The organism is Mesorhizobium sp. P2_F8 (genome assembly GCF_056403655.1).
In genome coordinates this window covers 529,757-550,441 of record NZ_JBFUFB010000002.1, presented here as the reverse complement: position 1 = coordinate 550,441, position 20,685 = coordinate 529,757, and the positions used below count along the sequence as shown (strand labels likewise).

Genomic DNA, 20,685 nt, shown 5'->3' with positions numbered 1-20,685 from the left:
TTGGTCACAGCCCGAACTCCTCGCTGATCGCAGCGCTGTGCTCGCCGATGCGCGGTGCCGCCCGGTCGACCTTGGCTCTGACACCATCGACCCTCAGTGGCGAGCTGGTCGTGAGGATCGAGACGTCGTCCTCGCGCGTCACCGTCTGCAGCATGTCGAGCGACTGGAACCCTTCGCTTGCCAGCATTTCCGGCCAGGTCAGCACCTTGGCGCACCAGATGTCGGCCGGCTCCAGGATATCAAGCCACTCGTCGATGGTCTTTGTGGCGATCCTTTGCGCGATGATCGCCTTGATGTCGTCGCGCGCAGTGAACCACGATGCCGGCTTGTCGCGATAGGGCGCCAGTTCGCCGAGCGACAGCAGGTCGGCGAGTTTGGGGATCGGCGTCATGGCGATGGCGAGGTAACCGTCCTTGGCGGGGTAAACGCCGTAAGGCGCAGAAAGATAGGCATGCGCGCTGCGGAAGCTGGAGCGCCGGGGCAAGCGACGGCCGTCATTGAGATGCGTGGTCAGCACCTCGAACTGGAAATCGACCAGCGCTTCCAGCAGGCTGGTTTCGATATGGCTTCCCTGGCCGGTGATGCCGCGCCGCACAAGTGCTGCCAGGATACCCTGTGCGCAGGCAGCGCCCGCCAGCATGTCACCGATGGCGAGGCCGAACGGCACCGGGCCCTGGTCTTCGTCGCCGTTCAGCCACATCACACCGGAGCGCGACTGCGCCAGCAGATCCTGGCCCGGCCGCTTGACCCAGGGGCCGTCCTCGCCATAGCCGCTGATCGAGGCGTAGACCAGGCGCGGGTTGATCTTGCGGACGGCTTCGTAGTCGAAGCCGAGCCGCTCGATGACGCCCGGCCGGAAATTCTGGATCAGCACATCGGCCTTGGCCAGCAGGCCGCGCAGCGTCTTGAGGTCGGCTTCGTTCTTGAGGTCGATAGCAAAACTTTCCTTGGCCCGGTTGATGGCATGGAAGATTGTCGAGTCGCCACCGATCTCGGTGTCGCTGAGATAGAGTCGGCGCGACAGGTCGCCGCCGTCCGGACGCTCGATCTTGATGACGCGGGCGCCGAGGTCGAGCAGCCTGAGCGAGCAATAAGGCCCGGACAGGAACTGGCTCATGTCGACGACGACGAGACCGGCTAGCGGCAATTCGGCTGCTGCCGGCATCGCTATTTCTCCGTCTTGCCGACAAAGTCGGCCGGGTTGCGGTACTTCACCGTCTGCAGATGCTCGCAGTAGAGAACGAGTTCGCCTTCGCCCTTGAACACCTCGTAGCTGGCGCGGATCAGCCCCATCTCCTTGTAGCGCGGCTTCTTGTCGAGGTTGGAGCGGATCGAATAAATCGTATCGCCAATGAAGACAGGCTTTATGAAGCGGAGCTTGTCGTAGCCATAGGAAAAGGCGTTGATGCAATTGGTGGCGACCAGCCCGAGGCCAGCCGAGAACACGAAGGCACCGGCGATCAGCCGCTTGCCGAAAATGCCTTCCGTCTCGGCAAACATCTGGTCCTGCACATAGGGGTGGATGTCGAGCACCAGCGTGTTGAACAGGTGGCTGTCGCCTTCCGCCATGGTGCGCCGCAACGAGCGGATCTTCTGGCCGACCGGCCAGTCCTCATAGAACCAGTTCTCGGCGTTCCACACCGGCAGGGCGGCGTGATCCTCGGGCATGTTGGCGGGGTGCGTCGAGGCGACGCCGACGGTGGGCGCGAAACCGTTCATGGTCGGCTCCGCCAGCCCTGTGGCGGGCACCGCAGAGGTGCTGGAGCACGCATCAAAGCGCCAAAACACGACGTCTCCTCCGTCAATCTTCTTTTGTAAATAGTATTTTCACATATGGGATTGCGTTGCAAGCGTGAACAGGCGAAATCTTGGCCGCTCCCGCGCCCCGAAGCTGGCGCGCAGGGGAGGAAACAATGCGAAATGCCTGTCTGGTATTTATCGGCCGCTTGAATCGTGAGGCGCCGTAATTTCAAGGCGCGACACCGACACCGGCATGTTTACCGGCACCGGACGGGCCATCGAGATCGGCACGCCGATGTGCGTCAAGAACGTGCGCTGAACGCCCGCAACGACTGTCGAGGCCTCAGCACAAATACTGGTCGGGGCTCAAGCCTGTTGGATTGCCGAGAGCTTCCAGTTCGAGCCATTCTCCCGCATGAATGTCCACAGCTCCGTCGTCTCTGTCGGATGTTCATCGTCGCCCTCGACGACCTTGCCGCTGGCCCGTTCGCGCATCACGTCGCGAGACTCGTAGCGCAATGCGGCCGTGGCGTAGTCACGGTCATCCTCGCGCCAGCTTTCCGCGATGTCGGCCTGCAGCAAAGTGATGTCCGATACGTCGTTCCTGAGACCTTTCTGGGCATTGTCGGCCAGCTCTTCGGACAGATAGGACACCATCTCGGGAGTCGTCGCCCGGCGCAGGGCGGCATGGTCTTCGCGCCCGAATGCTTCCTGGACGTCGGTCAACAGCTGCTGGAACGCGTCGAGGTCGGTCTGAACCAGCGTGATCTCCTCCGAACCGGTGGCTTGAGAGCCTCCGCCCGAACCGCCGCTAAAGCCGGGAATTGTAAAGGAGCGTGCCGCGTCCGCCTGCTGCTGTGGCGTTGCGCGGTTCTCAAATCTCGAAGCCTGGGCATTGGAAGCCTGGGCACTGGAGGATTGGGCATTGCCGGCACTGGCCAGTGCCGAGGCAGGGCCGCCCGCGGATTGCGACCGGAAAAAGCGAATGGCCAGCACGATTGCGCCACCTATCAGCAGGGCCTGAAGCAGGAAACCGAACATGCCGGCCAGGCCGCCGAGGCCTTGGCCGACGAGCAGGCCGATCAGGCCACCGAGCAGCAGGCCCCGCATCATCGTTCCACCGAAGCCGCTCATGAAGCCGGGCCGCTGCAGGCCGGCCTGCGGTTGCCGTGCCGGAGTGTTCACGCCGGTGTTGGGCGTCATCGAACGCTCGACCGGAGCGATCGGCGCCGGCGCCGTTCTGGTCGGCGGTGCCGATTGGAACGTACGTGTGCCACGACTGCCGAAACTGCCGCCGCGACGAGCCTCGGCATGCTCCATCGCGACCATGGAGAATGCAAGGACCAGCCCTGCAATCAGGGCGGCAAATCGGCTTGAACGAGACATCATCGGGGGTGGCCTTTTTTCGATGTGGTTTCAGAAATTTTCAGCAAACGCCGGCCCGGACGCCGGACATCATGCGGTCAGTCGAACAACTCTTCGAAGAATGATTTCTTCCGCTTCGGATAGCGGTGGCCCTGCGAGCGGGAATAGTCGTCACCGCGCCCTTGGCCATGTTGCGGCTGGGAGAACGCTGCTGGCTGTGGCTGCTGCACAGGCGCGGCGTCTTTGCTGGAACGCTCGATGATCTTGTCGAGTTCGCCGCGATCAAGCCAGACGCCTCGGCACTGCGGACAATAATCGATCTCGATCCCCTGGCGTTCGCTCATCACGAGCGCGACGCGGCAGGAGGGGCAAACCAAACCAAGGAGGGAAGATGTCATGAGGGGCTCCAAACCAAAAAAGAATGAGCCCGCTTGACCGAAAAGAATGGAAACGGGCCCGTTATAGCGGTCCGACATCACAATCGCCAAGGAAGCGACAGTCAGAGGGGCCCGGCCCGCACAAGGCAATTAGGAATGCAGAGGCGCGCCTTCAAGGGATTGTTGCTCAAACCGTCACCACAATCTTTCCGAACTGCCGGTTCGATTCCAGGAAGCGATGCGCCTCGACGATTTGCTCGAACGGGAAAGTTCTGTCGATGATCGGCCTCAGCGCGCCGGTCTCCAGGCCTTCGAGGATGAACGCTTTGGCCGCTTCCAGCTTCGCCGGGTTGCCGGTGATCTCGTGGACGAGATAACCGCGCAGCGTGAGCGTCTTGGCCAGTACGGCGAACAACGGGAACGGCGTCGGCTCGCGGCTGAGGCCACCATACTCGATGAGAATGCCACCCCGCGACATCGCCGCCGTCAGCGGCTCGAAGATCGGGCCGCCGATCGCATCGAACACGACGCGCACGCCTTGCGGCGCGGCGATTTCATCGAGCCGTGCGGCCAGATCCTCCTCCGTAGAGGCCACCACATAGGCCGCGCCGGCGTCAAGTAGGGCCTGCCTCTTGGCCGTTGTCCGCGTCACCGCAATCGCGGTCGCTCCAACCCTGTTGGCGATCTGGATCGCTGCAAGCCCGACACTGCTCGATGCCGCGGTGACGACAACGAAATCTCCGCTGTGCAGCCCGGCGATACCGATCAGCGCGCCATAGGCGGTGAGGTATTGCATCCAGACCGCCGCCGCCATTGGCCAGTCGAGCGAGGGCGGGTGCTTGACGACGAGCCCGGCAGGATAGGTGGCAAGCTCGCCATAGGCGGGCCAGCGGATCATCGACTGCGGCGGGATGATGCTGACGCTGTCGCCCGGCGCAAAATCCTTCACACCTTCGCCCACCGCCTCGATGATGCCCGCCGCTTCGAGGCCAAGTCCCGAGGGCAGCGTCGGCGTTTCGATATAGGCACCCGCGCGCAGCAGCGCCTCGGCGCGATTGAGGCCGAGCGCCTTGACGCGGATTTGAACTTCGCCCGGCCCCGGTCCGGGAAGCTCGACATCCTCGATACGCAGGACCTCGGGGCCACCATGCTGGTGGAAGCGAACAAGACGTGCCATTCGGTTACTCCAAATCATCTGAACCGAATGAGCTATGCAGGCAAGATTCTCGGCGATAAATGGCTATAAAGGTAAAACAGTAGAAACCAGGAGTTCTGAATATGGATCGGCTTGAGAGCATGGCCGTGTTCGTCAGGGCGGTCGACCTCGGCTCGTTCGCGGCCGCGGCGGTCGCGCTCGATCTGTCCGGGCCGATGGTCGGCAAGCATGTCCGGTTTCTTGAGGAACGGCTGGGTGTGCGGCTGCTCAACCGGACCACGCGCCGGCAGAGCCTGACCGACTTCGGACGCGCCTATTATGAACGCTGCCGGGTCGTGCTGGCCGAGGCCGAAGCCGCCGATGCGCTCGCCGCCGACGAGTTTTCCGAACCGCGAGGCAAACTGCGCGTCACCATGCCGGCGCATTTCGGCCGCCACTGCGTGACACCCATATTGCTGCGGCTGGCGCGGCAATATCCGATGCTGGAACTCGACCTGTCCCTCAGCGACCGCTTCGCCGACCTTGCCGAGGACGGCTTCGATCTCGCCATCCGCACCGGCGCCCTGGACGACAAGGCAGGGGTGATCGCGCGTCGTGTCGCGCGCCAGGGCATGGTCGTCTGCGCGGCACCCTCCTATCTCCAACGCCACGGCGAACCGCGTCGGATCGAGGATCTCGCCGACCATCAGGCCATTGTCTACCGCCGGCTCGGCCAGGTCGTTCAGCCGTGGCTGTTCGTGCGCGAGGGGCAAGCCGCACAGGAGTTCATACCGGCCGGCCGACTGCGGCTCGACGATCTCGATGCCATCGCCGATGCCGCTGCCGAAGGCATGGGCCTCGCCTGGTTGCCCTATTGGCTGGTGCGCGAGCGCATTCAGGCCGGCGCGCTGGTGGCGCTGCTGCCGGATCAGCCGCGATATCTCTACGACTGCCACGCGCTTTGGCTGCAGACGCCGCATCTGCCGTTGAAGGTACGGCTGGCCGTCGATGCACTGGCGGCCGCTTTGCCGAAATCGATGGCCTGATCGCAGGCGTCGCCGTCGGAGGTCTGCGCGGCTCAGGCACCGCAAGGTGGCCTGAGCCGCGCAGCTAATTCACTACAATTTGCAGTAAGGCGTCACCGGCGCGATGACGCCGAAATCCTTGGCGATCTCGTAACCGATGCCGTCTGCCGCCGCCTTGCCGACATAGGAATGGCAGAGCGTGTGGTTGTTGGTGGCGTCGACGCGGATTTTGCCTTGCGGTGCGTCGAACTCGATCGATGGCAATGCTGCCAGCACATCGTCGTCCTTCAGCGATCCGGCCTTCTCGGCGGCCAGCGCGTAGAGATGCAGCCCATTGTAGCCGGCCTCGCCGATGCCGTTGACCATCTTCTCCTGGCCGAACTTTTCGCGGAAGCTCGAGATGAACTTCTTGTTGACCGGATTGTCGAGCGCCATCCAGTAGGGCTGCGGCGCGTAGGTTCCGGCCGCCACGCCGGGCGGCAGCGCATCCTTGTTGAAGACCTCGTCGAGCGGCGCGATCAGCGGCTGCTTGATGTCGAAGCTGCGATACTGCTTGAGCTGGGTGACGGCGTCGTTGCCGACCACCATCGACCAGACGACATCGGGCTTCAGCGACTTGATCTTCTGGAATGCCGGACCGAAATCCGTGGTGCCGAACGGATAGTAGTCTGCGCCGATGATCTTGCCGCCGGCCTTCTCGTAGGCCGCCGTGATCGCCTCGGTCATCTTCTGCGGCCAGGCATAGTCGGAGGCCATGACATAGATCGTCTTGCCGAGGTTCTCGGCCACCCAGGGCATCATCGGGTCGACCTGCTGCATCGGGATCGGGCCGGTGGCGACGAAGTAGCGGTTGCATTCGCCGCCTTCGAAATTGGTCGGGTAGAAGAAGAGCTTCTTGGCCTTCGAGGTGACGGACAGCGTCGCACTGCGCTCGGGCGAGATGATGGTGCCCATGATCACGTCGACCTTGTCTTCGTTGATGAGCTTGCGTGCCTTGTCGATCGCGCCCTTGGTCGTGGTCTGGTTGTCCTCGATGAACAATTCGACCTGGCGGCCGCCAATGCCGTTGGCGGCGTTGAGTTCGGCAGCCGCCAGCTTGTAGCAATTGAGCAGTGTCTCGCCGAGGATCGCCTGCAATCCGGTGATCGGGATCGACAGGCCGACCTTGACGGTGTCGGCGGCGCGCAGGATCGACGGCGCGCCGACCATGGCGAAGGCGGCCGCGGCGCCGCCCGATTTCAGAACAGTTCTTCTGCTTATCATTTTTGTGTTCCCTTCCAGTCCAGGCGCGCCCCATGCACGCCTTACAAAGCCAACAAATCCTGGGCGCGCTTTAAGCGCGCCTAGAGAGCCAACAGATCCTTGAGCAGCGTCTCGTCGGCGAACGCCTCCGGCGCGCCTTCATGCACGATCCTGCCTTTTTCCATCACCAGGCAGCGGTCCGCCGCCTTGAGAACGAGATCGAGATTCTGCTCGACGAGAACGATCGCGATGCCGCGCTCGCGCGCGATGCGCGGCACCAGCTCGGCAATCGACTGCACGATGTTCGGCTGGATGCCTTCCGAGGGTTCGTCGAGCAGCAGCACAGACGGCAGGCCGCACAGCGCGCGGCCGATCGCCAGCATCTGCTGCTGGCCACCCGAGAGCGTGCCGGCAACCTGCGCCTCGCGTTCACGCAGGATCGGGAAATAGCCGAAGATATCGGCCGGAATGCCGCCGTCGCCGCGCCCCTTGGCGGCGCGTGTGCCGACGTCCAGGTTCTGCCGCACGGTCAGCTGGTTGAAGATGCCGCGTCCCTGCGGGACATGCGCGATGCCCGCCCGCGCGCGGCGGAAGGCCGGCGCATTGGTGAGGTCCTGATCGCCGAGAAGCATGGCGCCGCCGCTCGCCCGCAAGGCTCCGGCGATGACGCGCAGCAGCGTCGTCTTGCCGGCGCCGTTGCGGCCGAGCAGGCCGACGACCTCGCCCGGCGCGACGCTGAGGTCGATGCCGTTCAACACCGGGAGCAGGCCGTAGCCGGCCGAGATCGCCATTGTCCGCAGCATCGTCAGCGCCTCCCCAGATAGACGTCGCGGACCATCTCGTCGGTCTCGATGTCATGGAAAGGACCGCTGCGCAGCCGGCGCCCCTGATGCAGCACCAGCGTTTCGCAGTTCAGCGCTCGCACGAAGCGGATGTCATGTTCGACCGCGACGATCGAGAATTCGCCCTTGAGCCGCAGCAGCATCTCCGCCGTCGCCAGCGTCTCCTGCGGCGTCATGCCCGCGGTCGGCTCGTCGAGCAGCAGCAGCCTTGGCTCGATCGCCAGCGCCATGCCGATCTCCAGCCATTGCTTCTGGCCGTGCGCGAGTTCGCCGGCCAGCGTGGCGGCACGATTGCCGAGCGCGACCAGTTCCAGCAATTCAGCGACCGGGCGGACAGGTGAGGGCGCCCCCCACCGCGCGACCTTCAGATTGTCCTCAACCGACAGGCTGGGGAAGACCGACGGGATCTGGAACTTGCGGGCGATGCCGAGCCGGGCGATGCGGTGCAGCGGCAGGCCGGCGATATCGCGGCCGAGGAAGCGCACACTGCCGCTGGTCGGGCGCAGCGTACCGGTCAGTACGTTGAGGAAGGTGCTCTTGCCGGCGCCATTCGGCCCGATGATGCAGCAAAGCTCCTTGTCGCGCACGGTGAGATCAAGCGCTTCCAGCGCCTGCAGGCCGCCAAAGCGGATGCCGACATTTTCGGCCTGGAGCAGGACATCGCTCATTGCGCGCGCCTCCGGCCTTTGAACAAGACTTTCAGCCGCGCGTAGATCGACAGGATGCCGTCCGGCAAGACGAAGACGATCACGACGAAGACGCAGCCGAGCAGCAGCGGCCACAGGCTCGGGTTGAAGCTGCTGATCGTCTGCTGCGCCCGCTGGATGAAGATGGCACCGAGCACCGGACCGAGCAGCGTGCCGCGCCCGCCGACCGCCACCCAGACGATGACTTCCGTCGACAAAAGCAGTCCCGAAAGGTCCGGCGCCACCAGCCCGGCCATGCAGACATAAAGGGCGCCGGCAAGTCCGGCGATGGCCGCCGACAGGACGAAGGTGACGAGCAGCCGCAAGGGCGCGTTGTGGCCAAGCGCGGCCGCCCTGACTTCATTGTCCTGGATGGCGGTGAGCACCGTGCCCCAGCGCCCGCGGCTGATCGACCACAGGGTGAGCACGGCCACCGCGACGATGGCTGCGACGAAGATGTAGCTCGGCAGGTCCTGGCTGAGATCGACATGCAGCCCGCCTATATCGAACTCGATCGGCGGGATGCCGATCAAACCGCTGTCGCCGCCGGTGACCGAACTCCAGGAGACCGCGGCCTGCTGGCAGATGACGCCCATGGCCAGCGTGACGATGGTGAAATAGCTGCCACGGATGCCGCCGAAGAACAGGAAATAGCCGATGATGGCGGCGACGACGGCCGCGCCGGCCACCGCGCCCATGATGCCAAGCAGGCTGGCGAAGGGGATCGCGTCGTTGAGCGTGACCAGCGCCATGATGTAGCCGCCAATGCCGAAAAAGGCGGCGTGGCCGAAACACAGAATGCCGGTGCGACCCCAGAAGAAGTCGAGGCTCGCCGCGAACAGGCCGAAGATCAGTGCGTCGCGGATCACCGTCAGCTGATAGCCATCGGCAATGAACGGATAGATGATGGCGAGCGCCACGCAGACGGCGAAGATCAGCAGCCAGTTGCGGTCCCGGGTGATCATCGCGATGCCCCGTTGAACAGGCCGTTGGGCCGCAGCCGTACGGCGACGATGGCCGCGAGCAGCACGATCGCTTGCGCCAGCGATGGCGATATCTGGTAGTTCAGGATACTCGTCAGGCCGCCGACGAAGACGCTGCCGGCGACAAGGCCACCGATCGAACCGACGCCGCCGACGATGACGACGAAGAAGGCGTTGGCGAGATAGTTCACTCCCATCTGCGGCAGCACGATCGCCAGCGGCGCGACCAGTCCGCCGGCGAGCCCCGCGATGGCCGCGCCGAAGGTGAAGGCGATTGCATAGGTGCGCCGCGTGTTGATGCCGACGCCCTCGGCCATCTCGCGGTTCTGGATGACGGTGCGGATGTCGAGGCCGAACGATGTCCGGCTGATCAGCAGCACGACTCCGAGCAGCGTCAGCGCGGCAATAGTGATCAGGATCAGCCGGTAGGCCGGATAGACGGTGAAGAAGAGATCGAGCGTGCCTTCGATCGGCGGCGTCACCGGCTTGGCGCCGAGACCGAAGGTCAGTTCCAGCCCTTGTTGCAGGATCAAGCTGACGCCCCAGGTGGCGAGCACCGTCGAGACCGGCCGCGAATAGAGATGGCGGATGATGGCGAACTCGAGGATGCAGCCGACAACCGCGCCGGCGATCGGTGCGGCGGCCAGCCCAAGCCAGAACGAACCGCCGATGCTCTGGACGAAATAGACCGCGAAGGCCCCGACGGTGACGAACTCGCCATGCGCGAGGTTGGTCACGTTCATCAGGCCGAAGCTGATCGCCAGGCCGAGCCCGACCAGCATCAGGATGCTGATCAGCGTCAGTGCATTGAGGAGCGTGGTGACGACAAAATCCATCGCGTCAGGCCGCACTGGCGAGGCGTTGGCGCAGGCCGGCAAGCAGTCCTTCGGCGGTATCGATCACTTCAGCCTGATGCGGCTGCAATTCCTGGCCTGCCCATTCATCGATATGGTCCGACAGCGGGTCGACCACTTCGGTGCGATGGTTGGCCAGCGTCTCGATGACGGCATGGCCGCAGAACGGTACATAGCCTTCCGAATAGCCGCCTTCATGGCTCATCATCAGGCGTCCGTTCGATGTCTCGGCGGCCAGCGCCACCATGCGTGCGGCAAGGCGCCGGAAGCACTCGCTGTTGAGCATCATGCGGCCGAGCGGGTCGAAACCCGATGCGTCGAAGCCGGAAGCGACGATGACGAGGTCCGGCTTGTAGGCGCGCAGGGCAGGGGCGATGACGCGGTCGAAGGTCGATTCATAGGCGCCGGTGCCGCTGCCCGCCGGCAGCGGAATGTTGATGTTGTAGCCTTCGCCGGCATCCTTGCCGTTGTCGGCCAGTGCACCGCGCCCGGTCGGATAGAGATTGTCCTGGTGCACGGAAATGGTCAGCACCGATGGGTCGGAATAGAACACCGTCTCTGTGCCGTTGCCGTGATGCACGTCCCAGTCGACCACCGCTGCGCGGCCAAGCAGCCCTTCATGCTGTAGCCGGCGCACGGACACGCCGATGTTGGAGAACAGGCAGTTGCCCAACGCCTGGTCGGGCTCGGCATGGTGCCCTGGCGGCCGCGCCAGCGCATAGGCATTGTCGACCCGGCCGGTCAGCACGGCGCGCATGGCGGCATAGGTGGTACCGGCCGACAGCAGGGCGATGTCAAAACTGTTGAGCCCGATCGGCGCCTGCGGTCCGGCGAAGCCGGAACCCCGTTCGCTGAGCATGCGGATATCGTCGACGTGGCGTTGGGTATGCACGCGCAGCAGATCCTCGATCGAAACCGGCTCGGGAATGATCGGCACGAGGTGGCGCGACAGACCGCTGACCTGGATCAAATTGTTCAGCCGACGTTTCGAGCCGGGCGATTCCAGATGTCGGCCGGGTTCCACGAAACGGCCGGGAGGCATCATGTCGGCGCTGGAGCCGGTATCATGCCACATCAGCTGTTCGTGAAAAACATAACCTGTCGCCATCCGCAGCGTCCTCTAAAAACCGGGTGACGCTAACAGGCTTGCGGTGGCATGGCCCGACCCGAAAGAGGGGTTGTGCCCGTTATCTATGCCCCTCCTTTCGGAGGGGTTTGGAGGCTTGCCGACCCTTGCGCGGCGCGCACGGCCTGGACCCGGTTGCTCACCGCCAGCTTGCCGAAAATGTTCTTCAGATGCCACTTCACCGTGGTTTCGCTGACCGACAGCGCAAGCGCGATATCGCGGTTGGACATGCCTTCCGTCAGGCAGCGCAGCAGCTCGGCCTCGCGCTGGGTGAGGTGTTCCTTCTCTACGGCTGGCGGGGCCGGCCTGCGCGTCGCCACAGGCATCGTCTGCGCGGCATCGATGATGCGCGTGGCATAGGCTGAGAGTGCCGGATCGGTCTTTGCCTGGGCCGCACGCAGCCGCATCAACCCTTCGACAACGGGCCTTCCCTCATCGACGAAGGAGCGGATGAAGCCAGAGGGGTGGGCAAGGCGCAGCGCTTCGAGCAGATAGCGATCGGCCTCGCGTTGGTCTTGGCCGGCGCTCTTGGCGCGCTGGATCAGCGCCAGGATATGGCGGCGCATGCGCCCGCTGTCCCTCGTGCGCTCCAACAGCGCGTCGAAGACCCGCGCCGCATCGACATAGGATTTCTCCGCGGTCAGCAGTCTGCCTTCGGCGAAGAACTCGAATTCATTGGCGACGGTGGGAGTGGTTTCGGCCCGTCCGCGGCGATGCTCGTTCAGCAGGGCGCGCGCCTCGGCGCCGCGGTTCTGGTCGAGCAGCAGCCTAACGCGATCATGCACAAGCACCGAAGCGAGACGACGATACACGGAGCCGCGCACGCGCTGGTAGACCCGCTCCAGCATATCGAGTGCGGCCTCCGCGCGGCCGGTCAGTTGCAGCACGCGGGCATAGGTCGGAACGCTGGCGAGCGGATAGACGATGACCGCCGCTCCCTCGATCAGCGGCCCGAGATTCTCGACCAAGGTCAGCGCTTCGCTCGACGCATTGGTCTCATAGGCAAGTTCGGCAAGCAGCGTGCCCGCCAGCGCTTCGGCATAAGAATTAGGACCGATCCGCGCCCTTGCCTCGGCGATTGCATCGCGCAGGAGCCGTTCGGCGACGGGCAGGCGGCCGGCCGAGCGTTCGATGACGGCCATGTAGCAATTGGCGATGGTGACGCCGAGCAGGCTGCCGCTTCGCTCATGCGCCTTGCGCGCCGCGTCCACCGCCGCGCGTGCACCGTCGAGGTCGCCCAGTGCATAGAGATTGTAGCCGATGACGTTGGCGGTAGCGCCCTCCATGAACCAGGCGTCGGGCGCAATGACGCGCAGGGCCGCCAGTGCGGTGTCGCGCGCCTGCTCGAACTGCTCCAGCGTGCTGTGGACGGCGGCGGCGAGCACCACCAGTTCCGCATCGATCGTGGTGCCGGTCAACGTGCCGGGATCCTTGCCGTCGGCCGGCCCGGTTTCGACCAGCTTGCGCGCATTGTTCAGCGTCTGTTGGGCAAGCTCGGGTTGGCTGCTGTGCACCGCCAGCCACAGCACGACAAGCTGCAGACGGATGCGCTGGTCGATCAGCTTTTTGGGCAACAGCGCCAGCAATTGGCGCACATAGAGAAGCTGGCACTGGGCGATGAGGTCGAGCGCGTTGTTCTCGACGAACACCGCCGCGCGGGCCTGGTCGCCGGCGGCGAGCGCGTGGCCGATCGCCTCGGTCAGCATCTTGCGTTCGCCGAACCATTCGGCGGCCGCCAAATGCAGCGGCGCGATCATCTCCGGTTCGCGCCGTTCCATCTCGCGGCTGAGGAAGTCGCGGAACAGATGATGATAGCGGAACCAGCGCCGCTCCTCGTCGAGCGGCACCAGGAACAGGTTGCGCGTCTCGATCTCGGTGATCGCCGCCTCGGCATCCGCCGCCCGCATCACCGCCCGGCAGGCCTCCGCGCTGAAGCGTTCGAAGATAGAGCTGTAGAGCAGGAACTTCGCGATCGCCGGCGGCAGTTCGAGAAACACTTCCCCCATCAGGAAATCGGCGACGTTGCGGTTGGCGCCGGTGAAATTGCCGATGACGGTTTCGGGCGCATGCGCGGCACTGAGCGACAGTGAGGCGAGCTGCAGGCCGGCGGCCCATCCTTCGGTGCGCGAACACAAGGTCTCCACAGTGCCGCTGCTGACGCTCAAACCGAGCTTCTCGTTGAAGAAGGCCTCGGCTTCGGAGGAGGCGAAGCGCAAATCGTCGGGGCCGATTTCGCAGACGTCGCCCAGCACCCTAAGCTTGCCGAGCTGCAGGTCGGGCAGGGTGCGCGAGCCGATGACGAAGGCGACATTGGCCGGCGCCTGTCGGGTCAAGCGTTCCATGAACCGCTTGACCGCTGGCGCCTCGATGGCGTGATAGTCGTCGAAGAACAAGGTGATGTCGGCCTCGCGCGCCGCCAATCCCGCCACCAGCGCGGCGAGCACGACGTCAAGCTGCGGGATCGGGCTCGACTGGAAGGCAAGGTCGAGCTCCGCCGGGCTCTGTACGAGGTGGCGCAGCCCGCCCACCAGATGCGACAGGAAGGCACCCTCATCATTGTCTGTTGCCTCGCAGGACAGCCACGCAGTCAGCCGGCCGAGGCGCGCCGCTTCCGCAGCCCATTGCGCCATCGTCGTCGACTTGCCGAAGCCGGCCGGCGCGGCGAAGAGCACGATGCGCGTGTCGATGTGGTGCTTCAGCGTCGACAGGATGGTCTCGCGACGGACCCATCGGCGGTGATGCGGCGACGCGTGCGGGGTGGGTTGCGGAGCTGTTCTCATCTAGGCTCGCGCAACCTGTCGGTTTTCCGAACCGCAGCTGTTCCACTCCGCTTCGATCAGCGGAATTTGTGGCGCGGCATTGCGCGGCAAGGTGCCCTTTATCCGGGGATCGTCGACGATCTCAAAACCGGACGCGAACGGCACAAATCCACAGGCGCCGTAGAAGCCTATGACGCTGTGATGATCGAAGCTGCTTGTATGCAGCCAGACGCGGCTTGGTTTCAGGCGCCATGCCTGCTCGAGCGCACCGGCCATCAGACGTTTGCCGAAACCGCGGCCGGTCAGGGACGGGAACAGGCCGAAATAGGTGATCTCGATCTCGTTGCTGTCGGCGACGAAGAATTCGACCATGCCGAGATGCATGCCGCCTTCATCATGGCCGTAGTAGAGATGCTGACGCGGATCGGCGAAGTGCTCCGTTATCTCGGCGTCGGACATTTCAGACACGCGGTCCCACAGCCAGGGGGCGCCGATCTCGAGGAAGATCGCCCGATAGGACGCGCAGTCGGGGGTGGTGATCCGGGTCATGGCCAAGGGTTGCGCGAGGTCGGGCCGCGGCGCGCGCGCCTCCATCCATGTCACCGCATTGGCGAGCTTGCCCGCCGGCAGGCGCCGGTAGCCAATGGCGAGATCGGTGATTTCGGCCGGCATCGTGTCTTCGGGGATCAACGCATTCCTCTTCATCTCTGCCGATAGCAGTATCGGCTTACCGCCGCTGATGCCAACACCCGCGAATGGTCTGACAAGAGCGGCTGGCCTGGATCGGATTTTGGCGCCACTGCCTCTTGCATTTCATGAGAATGGCATATGAGATATGATACACCATCCAAATGAAAGTGAAATACAATGCCTGAGCGGATTGCGGACGAGGCCATTCTCAGCGCGGTCGATGACGGCTTCGCGCGACAGGTCGCGTTCCTGGCCGATCTCGTACGCTTTCCCTCCCAACGCGGCGAGGAGCATGCCGCGCAGTCGTTCATGGCGGCTGCCTATGAGGCCGACGGCTATGCGGTTGACATGTGGCGCGTCGATGTCAACGCGATTCGCGATCTGCCGGGTTTTTCACCCGTGGCGGTTTCTTATGACGATGCCTTCAATGTCGTTGCTACCCATACGCCGAGAAACGCGACCGGTCGCTCGCTGATCCTCAACGGCCATATCGATGTCGTGCCGACGGGACCACTCGACCGCTGGGCGCGCGATCCCTACGATCCGGTGGTCGAGGACGGCTGGATGCATGGCCGCGGCGCCGGTGATATGAAGGCTGGCCTGTCCGCCTGTCTTTACGCGCTGACCGCATTGCGCAGCCTCGGCTATCAACCGGCCGCGAAATTGTTCCTGCAGTCGGTCGTCGAGGAAGAGTGCACCGGCAATGGTGCACTCGCCTGCCTGCAGCGCGGCTACCGCGCCGATGCCGCCTTCATCCCCGAGCCGTTGGAGCCGAGGCTGATGCGGGCGCAGGTCGGGCCGATCTGGTTCAGGGTCGAGGTCGACGGCGATCCGCAGCACGCGTCGGGCGCTTTTTCGGCCGGCGCCAATGCCATCGAAAAGGCATTCGTGATCATCCAGGCGCTGAAGCAGCTCGAAATCGTCTGGAACGGCCGCAAGGTCGATGATCCGCATTTTTGCGACCATCCGCACCCGATCCGCTTCAATCTCGGCAAGATCGAAGGCGGCGAATGGACGTCGAGCGTTCCGGCGCGCTGTGTTTTCGAGATGCGGGTCGCGACCTATCCCGGCCAGAAGCTCGAGGATGCCAGAGCAGAGCTTGAGGCGTGCATCGCCGATGCGGCCCGCGCCGATCCGTTCCTGGCCAACCGCCCGCCCAAGATGAGCTACAACGGCTTCATGGCCGAGGGCTATGTGCTGCAAGGGGCCGACGAGATGGAAGCCGTGCTGCGCCGCAGCCATACCGCTGTCTGGGGCGAGCCGCTTACGGAACATGTCACCTCGGCGACCACCGATGCGCGCTTCTTTGGCCTCTATGCCGACACGCCGGCGATCGTCTACGGCCCGATCTGCCGCATGCCGCATGGCTATGACGAGGCCGTCGACCTGGACGCGGTGCGCAAGGTCACCCAGACCATCGCGCTGTTCATCGCCGACTGGTGCGGCCTTGAGCCCGTCGATCCAGAGGCCGGGCCATGAACGCGGCAGTGCCCGATGCTTTCGGGGACACACTGGCTGAGGACGCGCCGGACGTTTCGACGGCCGACGCGCTTGCCATTCTGCGCCGGCACTACGGCGTGAGCGGCACCGCGCGTCCGTTGCCTGGTGAGCGCGACCACAATTTCCACATCCAGACGGACGGTGATGGCGAGTTCGTCCTGAAAATCTCCCATCCGGCAGAAGAAGCGGGCTTCACCGACTTCCAGAACAAGGCACTCGATCACATCCTTGCGGTCGACCCGACCTTTCCGGTTCCCTCGGTGTGCAAAAGCCTGCAAGGAGAGGCGCAATTCACGGTCAGCGTCGGTGGATCGGCGCCACGCATCGTCCGGCTGGTCACCTATCTGCCCGGCCAGTTGCTGTCGCGGTCGCCTGCATCACCGGCACAAGATCGCAATCTTGGCATCTTCCTCGCCCGCCTTGGCCGCGCGCTGCGCGGGTTCTTCCACCCGGCTGCCGGCAGCGACCTGCTTTGGGATATCCGCAAGGTGGCCAAGACGCGGCCGATGCTGTCGCATATCACCGACGAAGGTCGGCGGGCCATGGTCGAGCGTGCGATCGACGCTTTCGAGGAACATGCGGCGCCGGTCATCCCGAAACTGCGCGCCCAGATCGTCCACAACGACATGAACTCCTACAATGTGGTGATGGATGCGTCGCGGCCGGAGGTCGTGAGCGGCATCCTCGACTTTGGCGACATGATCCATGCTCCGCTGATCTGCGATCTCGCCATCGGCGCCGTCTATCGCTGGCCGGCCGAAGGTCATCCGCTGGTGCCGGCCGCGCGCTTTGTCGCCGGCTACCGGTCGGTGCAACCGCTCGAGACCGAAGAGCTGGGCATCCTCGTCGATTTGATCCGGGCCCGGCTTGCGCTCATCGTCAACATCGCCAGCTGGCAGGCCGAACGCTTCCCGGCCAAGCGCGACTACGTCCTGCGCCTCGCCACCGAGGTCTGGGCCTCGCTCGAACGGCTGGACGGGCTGTCGTCCGCTGATGCCCGCCGCTATTTTCTCGACCATTCCAATCCGGAGTAGATGCCCGTGTCCCAGTCCTCGCCTGCTAATGCCTCTGCCGATGCCGGCGCTTCGGCACAAGAGCACGCCCTGCTCGAGCGACGCGCCAGGCTGCTTGGCCCGACTTACCGCGCCTTCTACCGCAAGCCGATCCATCTCGTGCGCGGCAGCGGCGTCTGGCTCTACGATGCCCAGGGTCGAAAATTCCTCGATGCCTACAACAATGTCGCTTCGGTCGGCCACTGCCACCCGCGTGTCGTCGAGGCACTTTCGGGGCAGGCAGCGACGCTCAACACGCACACACGCTATCTCAGCGAGATCATCCTTGATTACGCCGAGAAATTGCTCGGCACCTGTCCGCCCCATCTCGGCCATGCCATGTTCACCTGCACCGGCAGCGAGGCCAACGACCTTGCCATCCGCATCGCCCAGCATTCCAGCGGCGGCACCGGGGTGATCATCACCGACTTCGCCTACCATGGCGCGACGATCGCGACCGCACAATTGTCGCCGGCCGCGGTCGGGGTGAAAGCGGTGCCCGCGCCGCACCGCACTATCGCGGCGCCGGACACGTTCCGCGATCATGGCCGCGCCGCGCGCGATTTCGCGAAAAACGTCGCCGCCGCCATCGAGGACATGCGCGCGCGCAATGTCCGTCCCGCGGCAATGCTTCTCGACTCGGCGTTTTCCAGCGACGGCATCTTCTTTCCCGATGCGGCGGTGATGCGCGAGGCGGCAAGCCTCGTCAAAAAAGCCGGCGGCATCGTCATTGCCGATGAGGTCCAGTCCGGCTTCGGCCGGCTCGGCCAGGGCATGTGGGGCTTCGCCAATTATGGCATCGAGCCTGACATCGTTACGATGGGCAAGCCGATTGGCGACGGGCATCCGATGGGCGCGGTGATGGTACGGCCGCAGCTTGTCGCCTCCTTCGGCTCGAACACCGGTTACTTCAACACCTTCGGCGGCAACCCGGTCGCGGCCGCCGTCGGCATAGCCGTTCTCGAGGTGATTGAGGGCGAGGGGCTGATCGAGAATGCACGCATGGTCGGCGCCTATACGGCTGATCTGCTGGGCTCGCTGAAGGGCCGGCACGGCATGGTCGCCGACGTCAGGCAAAACGGCCTTTATTTCGGTGTCGAGTTGACGGCTGAGGGCAACGAGGCCTTGGCCGCCAGCAAGACATCGGCAGTCGTCGAGGCCATGCGCGAGGACGGCGTGCTGATCTCCTCCTGCGGTCCGCGCGGCAATGTGCTCAAGATCAGACCGCCGCTGCCCTTTGCCAGGGACAATGCCGAGCAACTGGCCGAGACCCTCGACCGCGCACTGTCGAACTGGTGACCGGAGCGGGCCGCGCATGCTGAAGCTTGAACATCAAACCCTGAACGACCGTGCCTATGGCGCGCTCAAGCAGGAATTGATTTCCGGCGGCTTCAGCCCGGGCCAGACACTGGTCATCCGCAAGCTCGCCGAGACGTTCGGCATATCGACCACGCCGATCCGCGAGGCGCTGCAAAGGCTGGTCGCCGAACGGCTGCTCGAGATGCAGAACAACCGCTCGGTTATCGTGCCCTTGCTGTCCGCCCCCGCCTTCGAGGAACTGACGCGCATCCGCATCGCCGTCGAGGGTCTGGCGGGCGAGATGGCCGCATCGCGGATGACCGAAAGTGGGCTGGTCGATATCCACGCTACGCTCGCCGGCATGCAGCACGCCATCGAGGCGGGCGACGCCAAGGGCTATCTCACGTTGAACGAGGCCTTCCACTTCGCCATCTACCAGCATGCCGGCGCGCCGATCCTTCTGAATATGATCCGCGACCTCTGGGGGCGGGTAGGGCCGTATCTCAAGCTGCTGATGCAGGCTGATCGTTACGTGCCACAGTCGAACGACGCGCACCGCAAGATCGTCGCCGCGCTGGAGCAGCGCAGCGGGCCCGCCGTCCGAACCTTTATCGAACAAGACATCGCCATGGCAGCCGCTGTTCTGTCGTCAAACCTTGACGCGGCCAGGTGACGGTCCGCCTATCTCGTTTCGTCCAACCGGTCGCGCAGCATGCTCCAGCCGAGCAGCATGTTGGGTGCGTGCCGCAACAAGCCATGGAACGGGATCGGCGCCGGCAGCGCAAACGGCAGCGGCAGATCACGGGCATCGGTTCCAGTCGCCCAGTCGGCCAGCACCTTGCCCATCGCCGTCGTCATGGCAATGCCCCGCCCGTTGCAGGCGCGACCGGCAATGAGCCCCGGCCCGAGGTCCATGAGGTGCGGCAGGAAGTCCGGCTCGACCGCGGCCGTTCCCGACCAGCTATAGGCAAGGGGCGGCAGGTTAGGCAATTCAAGATGCCTGGCGAGCCGTCGCCGGATCGTCTGCGGCACGCGCGCATCGGCTCCGGCGCCCAGGATATGCATGCCGCCGCTGATCAGCCGGTTCTCGGCGTCGAAGCGGAAGGTGAAGAGATTGCGCCTGGTGTCGCCGACGCCTTGCCCGCCGGGCAGGAGACGCGTCCGAATTTCGCGGGGCAGCGGCACGGTGGCGATCTGGAAAACCTTGAGCGGAAAATAGGTTCGTTGCAGCAACGGATTGAGCGCCCCACCATAAGCGTTGGTGGCGATCAGCACCTTGCCGGCGCGTACCGAGCCCTCTGGCGTTTTCAACACCCAGCAATCCGTCGTGCGATCGAGCGCGGTGACGCGCGTATGCTCGAAGATGCGTGCGCCGGCCTTCTCGGCCGCATCGGCCAGCCCACGTGCGTAGTCCACCGGATTGAGCACGCCGCCAGAACGATCCATCCAGCCGCCGACATAGCCGCGCGCGCCGGTCAGTGCCTCGACGCTCTGCCGGTCCAAGGCAACGGCAGGCCGGCCGCGCTGCGCCCATTGCCCGGCGCGTGATTTGACCTTCTCGAACGCGGCGGGGGAATGCGCCGGCTGGATCCATCCGCTCTGCACGGCGTCGCAGTCGATGCCGTGTCGGCGGATCAGGCCGAAGACCAGGTCGGCGCTGCCGGCGGCAAAATCGATCAGCCGTTCACCACGCTCGGGGCCGAGATGGCCGATGATGTTGTCCGGATCCATTTTGGCGAAGTTCGGCACGACGAAGCCGGCATTCCTGCCGGTCGCGCCCCAAGCGATTATTTCGGCTTCGAGAACGGCGACCGACAGACCTTTCCCGGCGGCGTGTAGCGCGGTCGAGAGGCCGGAAAAGCCACCGCCGACGATGGCGAGGTCGACATCGAGCCCGCCTTGCAGCGCCGGCCGGCCGCGACGATTGTGGCTGACGGCATGCCAGAGCGAAACGTCGTGCGCTTCCTGCCGGACCGCGGCATTCATGATCCGCAACTGCTCTTGCCGGCA

The 20,685-nt window shown here is 64.6% G+C and carries 19 protein-coding genes; 5 read left to right on the top strand and 14 right to left on the bottom strand.

Annotated elements, in window-relative coordinates:
- Window positions 1-4: 4 nt before the first annotated feature.
- From AC1DZP_RS06345 to AC1DZP_RS06325, 5 genes are all read right to left on the bottom strand, one after another.
- The gene (locus AC1DZP_RS06345) at window positions 5-1,165 is read right to left on the bottom strand and encodes a CaiB/BaiF CoA transferase family protein (protein ID WP_477300908.1); all 1,161 of its coding nucleotides are present in this window, start codon (window positions 1,163-1,165) and stop codon (window positions 5-7) included.
- A 2-nt stretch (window positions 1,166-1,167) separates the two neighbouring features.
- Window positions 1,168-1,719: a MaoC family dehydratase gene (locus AC1DZP_RS06340; protein ID WP_477300906.1), complete on the bottom strand. Its 552-nt coding sequence runs from the start codon at window positions 1,717-1,719 to the stop codon at window positions 1,168-1,170.
- A 387-nt stretch (window positions 1,720-2,106) separates the two neighbouring features.
- Entirely contained in the window at window positions 2,107-3,129 is a 1,023-nt protein-coding gene (locus tag AC1DZP_RS06335; RefSeq protein ID WP_477300904.1) for a Tim44 domain-containing protein, read from the bottom strand.
- 74 nt (window positions 3,130-3,203) lie between these two features.
- Window positions 3,204-3,503: a TFIIB-type zinc ribbon-containing protein gene (locus tag AC1DZP_RS06330; RefSeq protein ID WP_477301166.1), complete on the bottom strand. Its 300-nt coding sequence runs from the start codon at window positions 3,501-3,503 to the stop codon at window positions 3,204-3,206.
- A gap of 166 nt (window positions 3,504-3,669) precedes the next feature.
- Complete coding sequence (locus tag AC1DZP_RS06325) at window positions 3,670-4,659, bottom strand: zinc-dependent alcohol dehydrogenase family protein (protein WP_477300902.1); 990 nt, start codon at window positions 4,657-4,659, stop codon at window positions 3,670-3,672.
- Between the two features lie 101 nt (window positions 4,660-4,760).
- Here AC1DZP_RS06325 and AC1DZP_RS06320 point away from each other — a divergent pair, with 101 nt between their 5' ends.
- Window positions 4,761-5,663, top strand: coding sequence for a LysR family transcriptional regulator (locus AC1DZP_RS06320; RefSeq protein WP_477300900.1), 903 nt, complete (start codon window positions 4,761-4,763; stop codon window positions 5,661-5,663).
- Window positions 5,664-5,735: 72 nt separating this feature from the next.
- Here the strand turns inward: AC1DZP_RS06320 and AC1DZP_RS06315 are convergent, their stop codons facing one another.
- The 8 genes from AC1DZP_RS06315 to AC1DZP_RS06280 form a co-directional block, all read right to left on the bottom strand.
- Window positions 5,736-6,905, bottom strand: coding sequence for a substrate-binding protein (locus tag AC1DZP_RS06315; RefSeq protein WP_477225859.1), 1,170 nt, complete (start codon window positions 6,903-6,905; stop codon window positions 5,736-5,738).
- An 80-nt stretch (window positions 6,906-6,985) separates the two neighbouring features.
- Window positions 6,986-7,687 carry an ABC transporter ATP-binding protein gene (locus AC1DZP_RS06310; protein ID WP_477300898.1) on the bottom strand — a complete coding sequence of 234 codons (702 nt, stop codon included), beginning with the start codon at window positions 7,685-7,687 and terminating at the stop codon, window positions 6,986-6,988.
- 2 nt (window positions 7,688-7,689) lie between these two features.
- Window positions 7,690-8,394 (bottom strand): ATP-binding cassette domain-containing protein, encoded by a 705-nt coding sequence (locus tag AC1DZP_RS06305; RefSeq protein ID WP_095080870.1) that lies wholly within the window; start codon window positions 8,392-8,394, stop codon window positions 7,690-7,692.
- Entirely contained in the window at window positions 8,391-9,377 is a 987-nt protein-coding gene (locus AC1DZP_RS06300; RefSeq protein ID WP_477300896.1) for a branched-chain amino acid ABC transporter permease, read from the bottom strand. Before AC1DZP_RS06300 ends, AC1DZP_RS06305 begins: the two co-directional genes overlap by 4 nt.
- Window positions 9,374-10,231, bottom strand: coding sequence for an urea ABC transporter permease subunit UrtB (gene urtB, locus AC1DZP_RS06295; RefSeq protein WP_477300894.1), 858 nt, complete (start codon window positions 10,229-10,231; stop codon window positions 9,374-9,376). Before urtB ends, AC1DZP_RS06300 begins: the two co-directional genes overlap by 4 nt.
- Window positions 10,232-10,235: 4 nt before the next feature.
- The gene (locus AC1DZP_RS06290) at window positions 10,236-11,357 is read right to left on the bottom strand and encodes a class II histone deacetylase (protein ID WP_477300892.1); all 1,122 of its coding nucleotides are present in this window, start codon (window positions 11,355-11,357) and stop codon (window positions 10,236-10,238) included.
- Between the two features lie 83 nt (window positions 11,358-11,440).
- Window positions 11,441-14,155, bottom strand: coding sequence for a winged helix-turn-helix domain-containing protein (locus tag AC1DZP_RS06285; RefSeq protein WP_477300890.1), 2,715 nt, complete (start codon window positions 14,153-14,155; stop codon window positions 11,441-11,443).
- On the bottom strand, window positions 14,156-14,824 hold the full coding sequence (locus tag AC1DZP_RS06280; RefSeq protein ID WP_477300888.1) for a GNAT family N-acetyltransferase: 669 nt from the start codon (window positions 14,822-14,824) through the stop codon (window positions 14,156-14,158). It abuts the gene before it with no gap.
- A gap of 177 nt (window positions 14,825-15,001) precedes the next feature.
- Between AC1DZP_RS06280 and AC1DZP_RS06275 the strand changes: the two genes are divergently transcribed.
- Genes AC1DZP_RS06275 through AC1DZP_RS06260 form a run of 4 tightly spaced genes read left to right on the top strand, consistent with a single transcriptional unit; the run spans window position 15,002 to window position 19,348 of the window.
- The gene (locus AC1DZP_RS06275) at window positions 15,002-16,303 is read left to right on the top strand and encodes an ArgE/DapE family deacylase (RefSeq protein WP_477300886.1); all 1,302 of its coding nucleotides are present in this window, start codon (window positions 15,002-15,004) and stop codon (window positions 16,301-16,303) included.
- Complete coding sequence (locus AC1DZP_RS06270; RefSeq protein WP_477300884.1) at window positions 16,300-17,358, top strand: phosphotransferase; 1,059 nt, start codon at window positions 16,300-16,302, stop codon at window positions 17,356-17,358. Before AC1DZP_RS06275 ends, AC1DZP_RS06270 begins: the two co-directional genes overlap by 4 nt.
- A complete protein-coding gene (locus tag AC1DZP_RS06265) occupies window positions 17,359-18,675 on the top strand; it encodes an aspartate aminotransferase family protein (protein WP_477300882.1) in 1,317 nt (438 codons plus the stop codon).
- 16 nt (window positions 18,676-18,691) lie between these two features.
- On the top strand, window positions 18,692-19,348 hold the full coding sequence (locus AC1DZP_RS06260; RefSeq protein ID WP_477300880.1) for a GntR family transcriptional regulator: 657 nt from the start codon (window positions 18,692-18,694) through the stop codon (window positions 19,346-19,348).
- Between the two features lie 8 nt (window positions 19,349-19,356).
- Here the strand turns inward: AC1DZP_RS06260 and AC1DZP_RS06255 are convergent, their stop codons facing one another.
- A complete protein-coding gene (locus AC1DZP_RS06255) occupies window positions 19,357-20,661 on the bottom strand; it encodes an NAD(P)/FAD-dependent oxidoreductase (protein WP_477300878.1) in 1,305 nt (434 codons plus the stop codon).
- Between the last annotated feature and the right edge of the window lie 24 nt (window positions 20,662-20,685).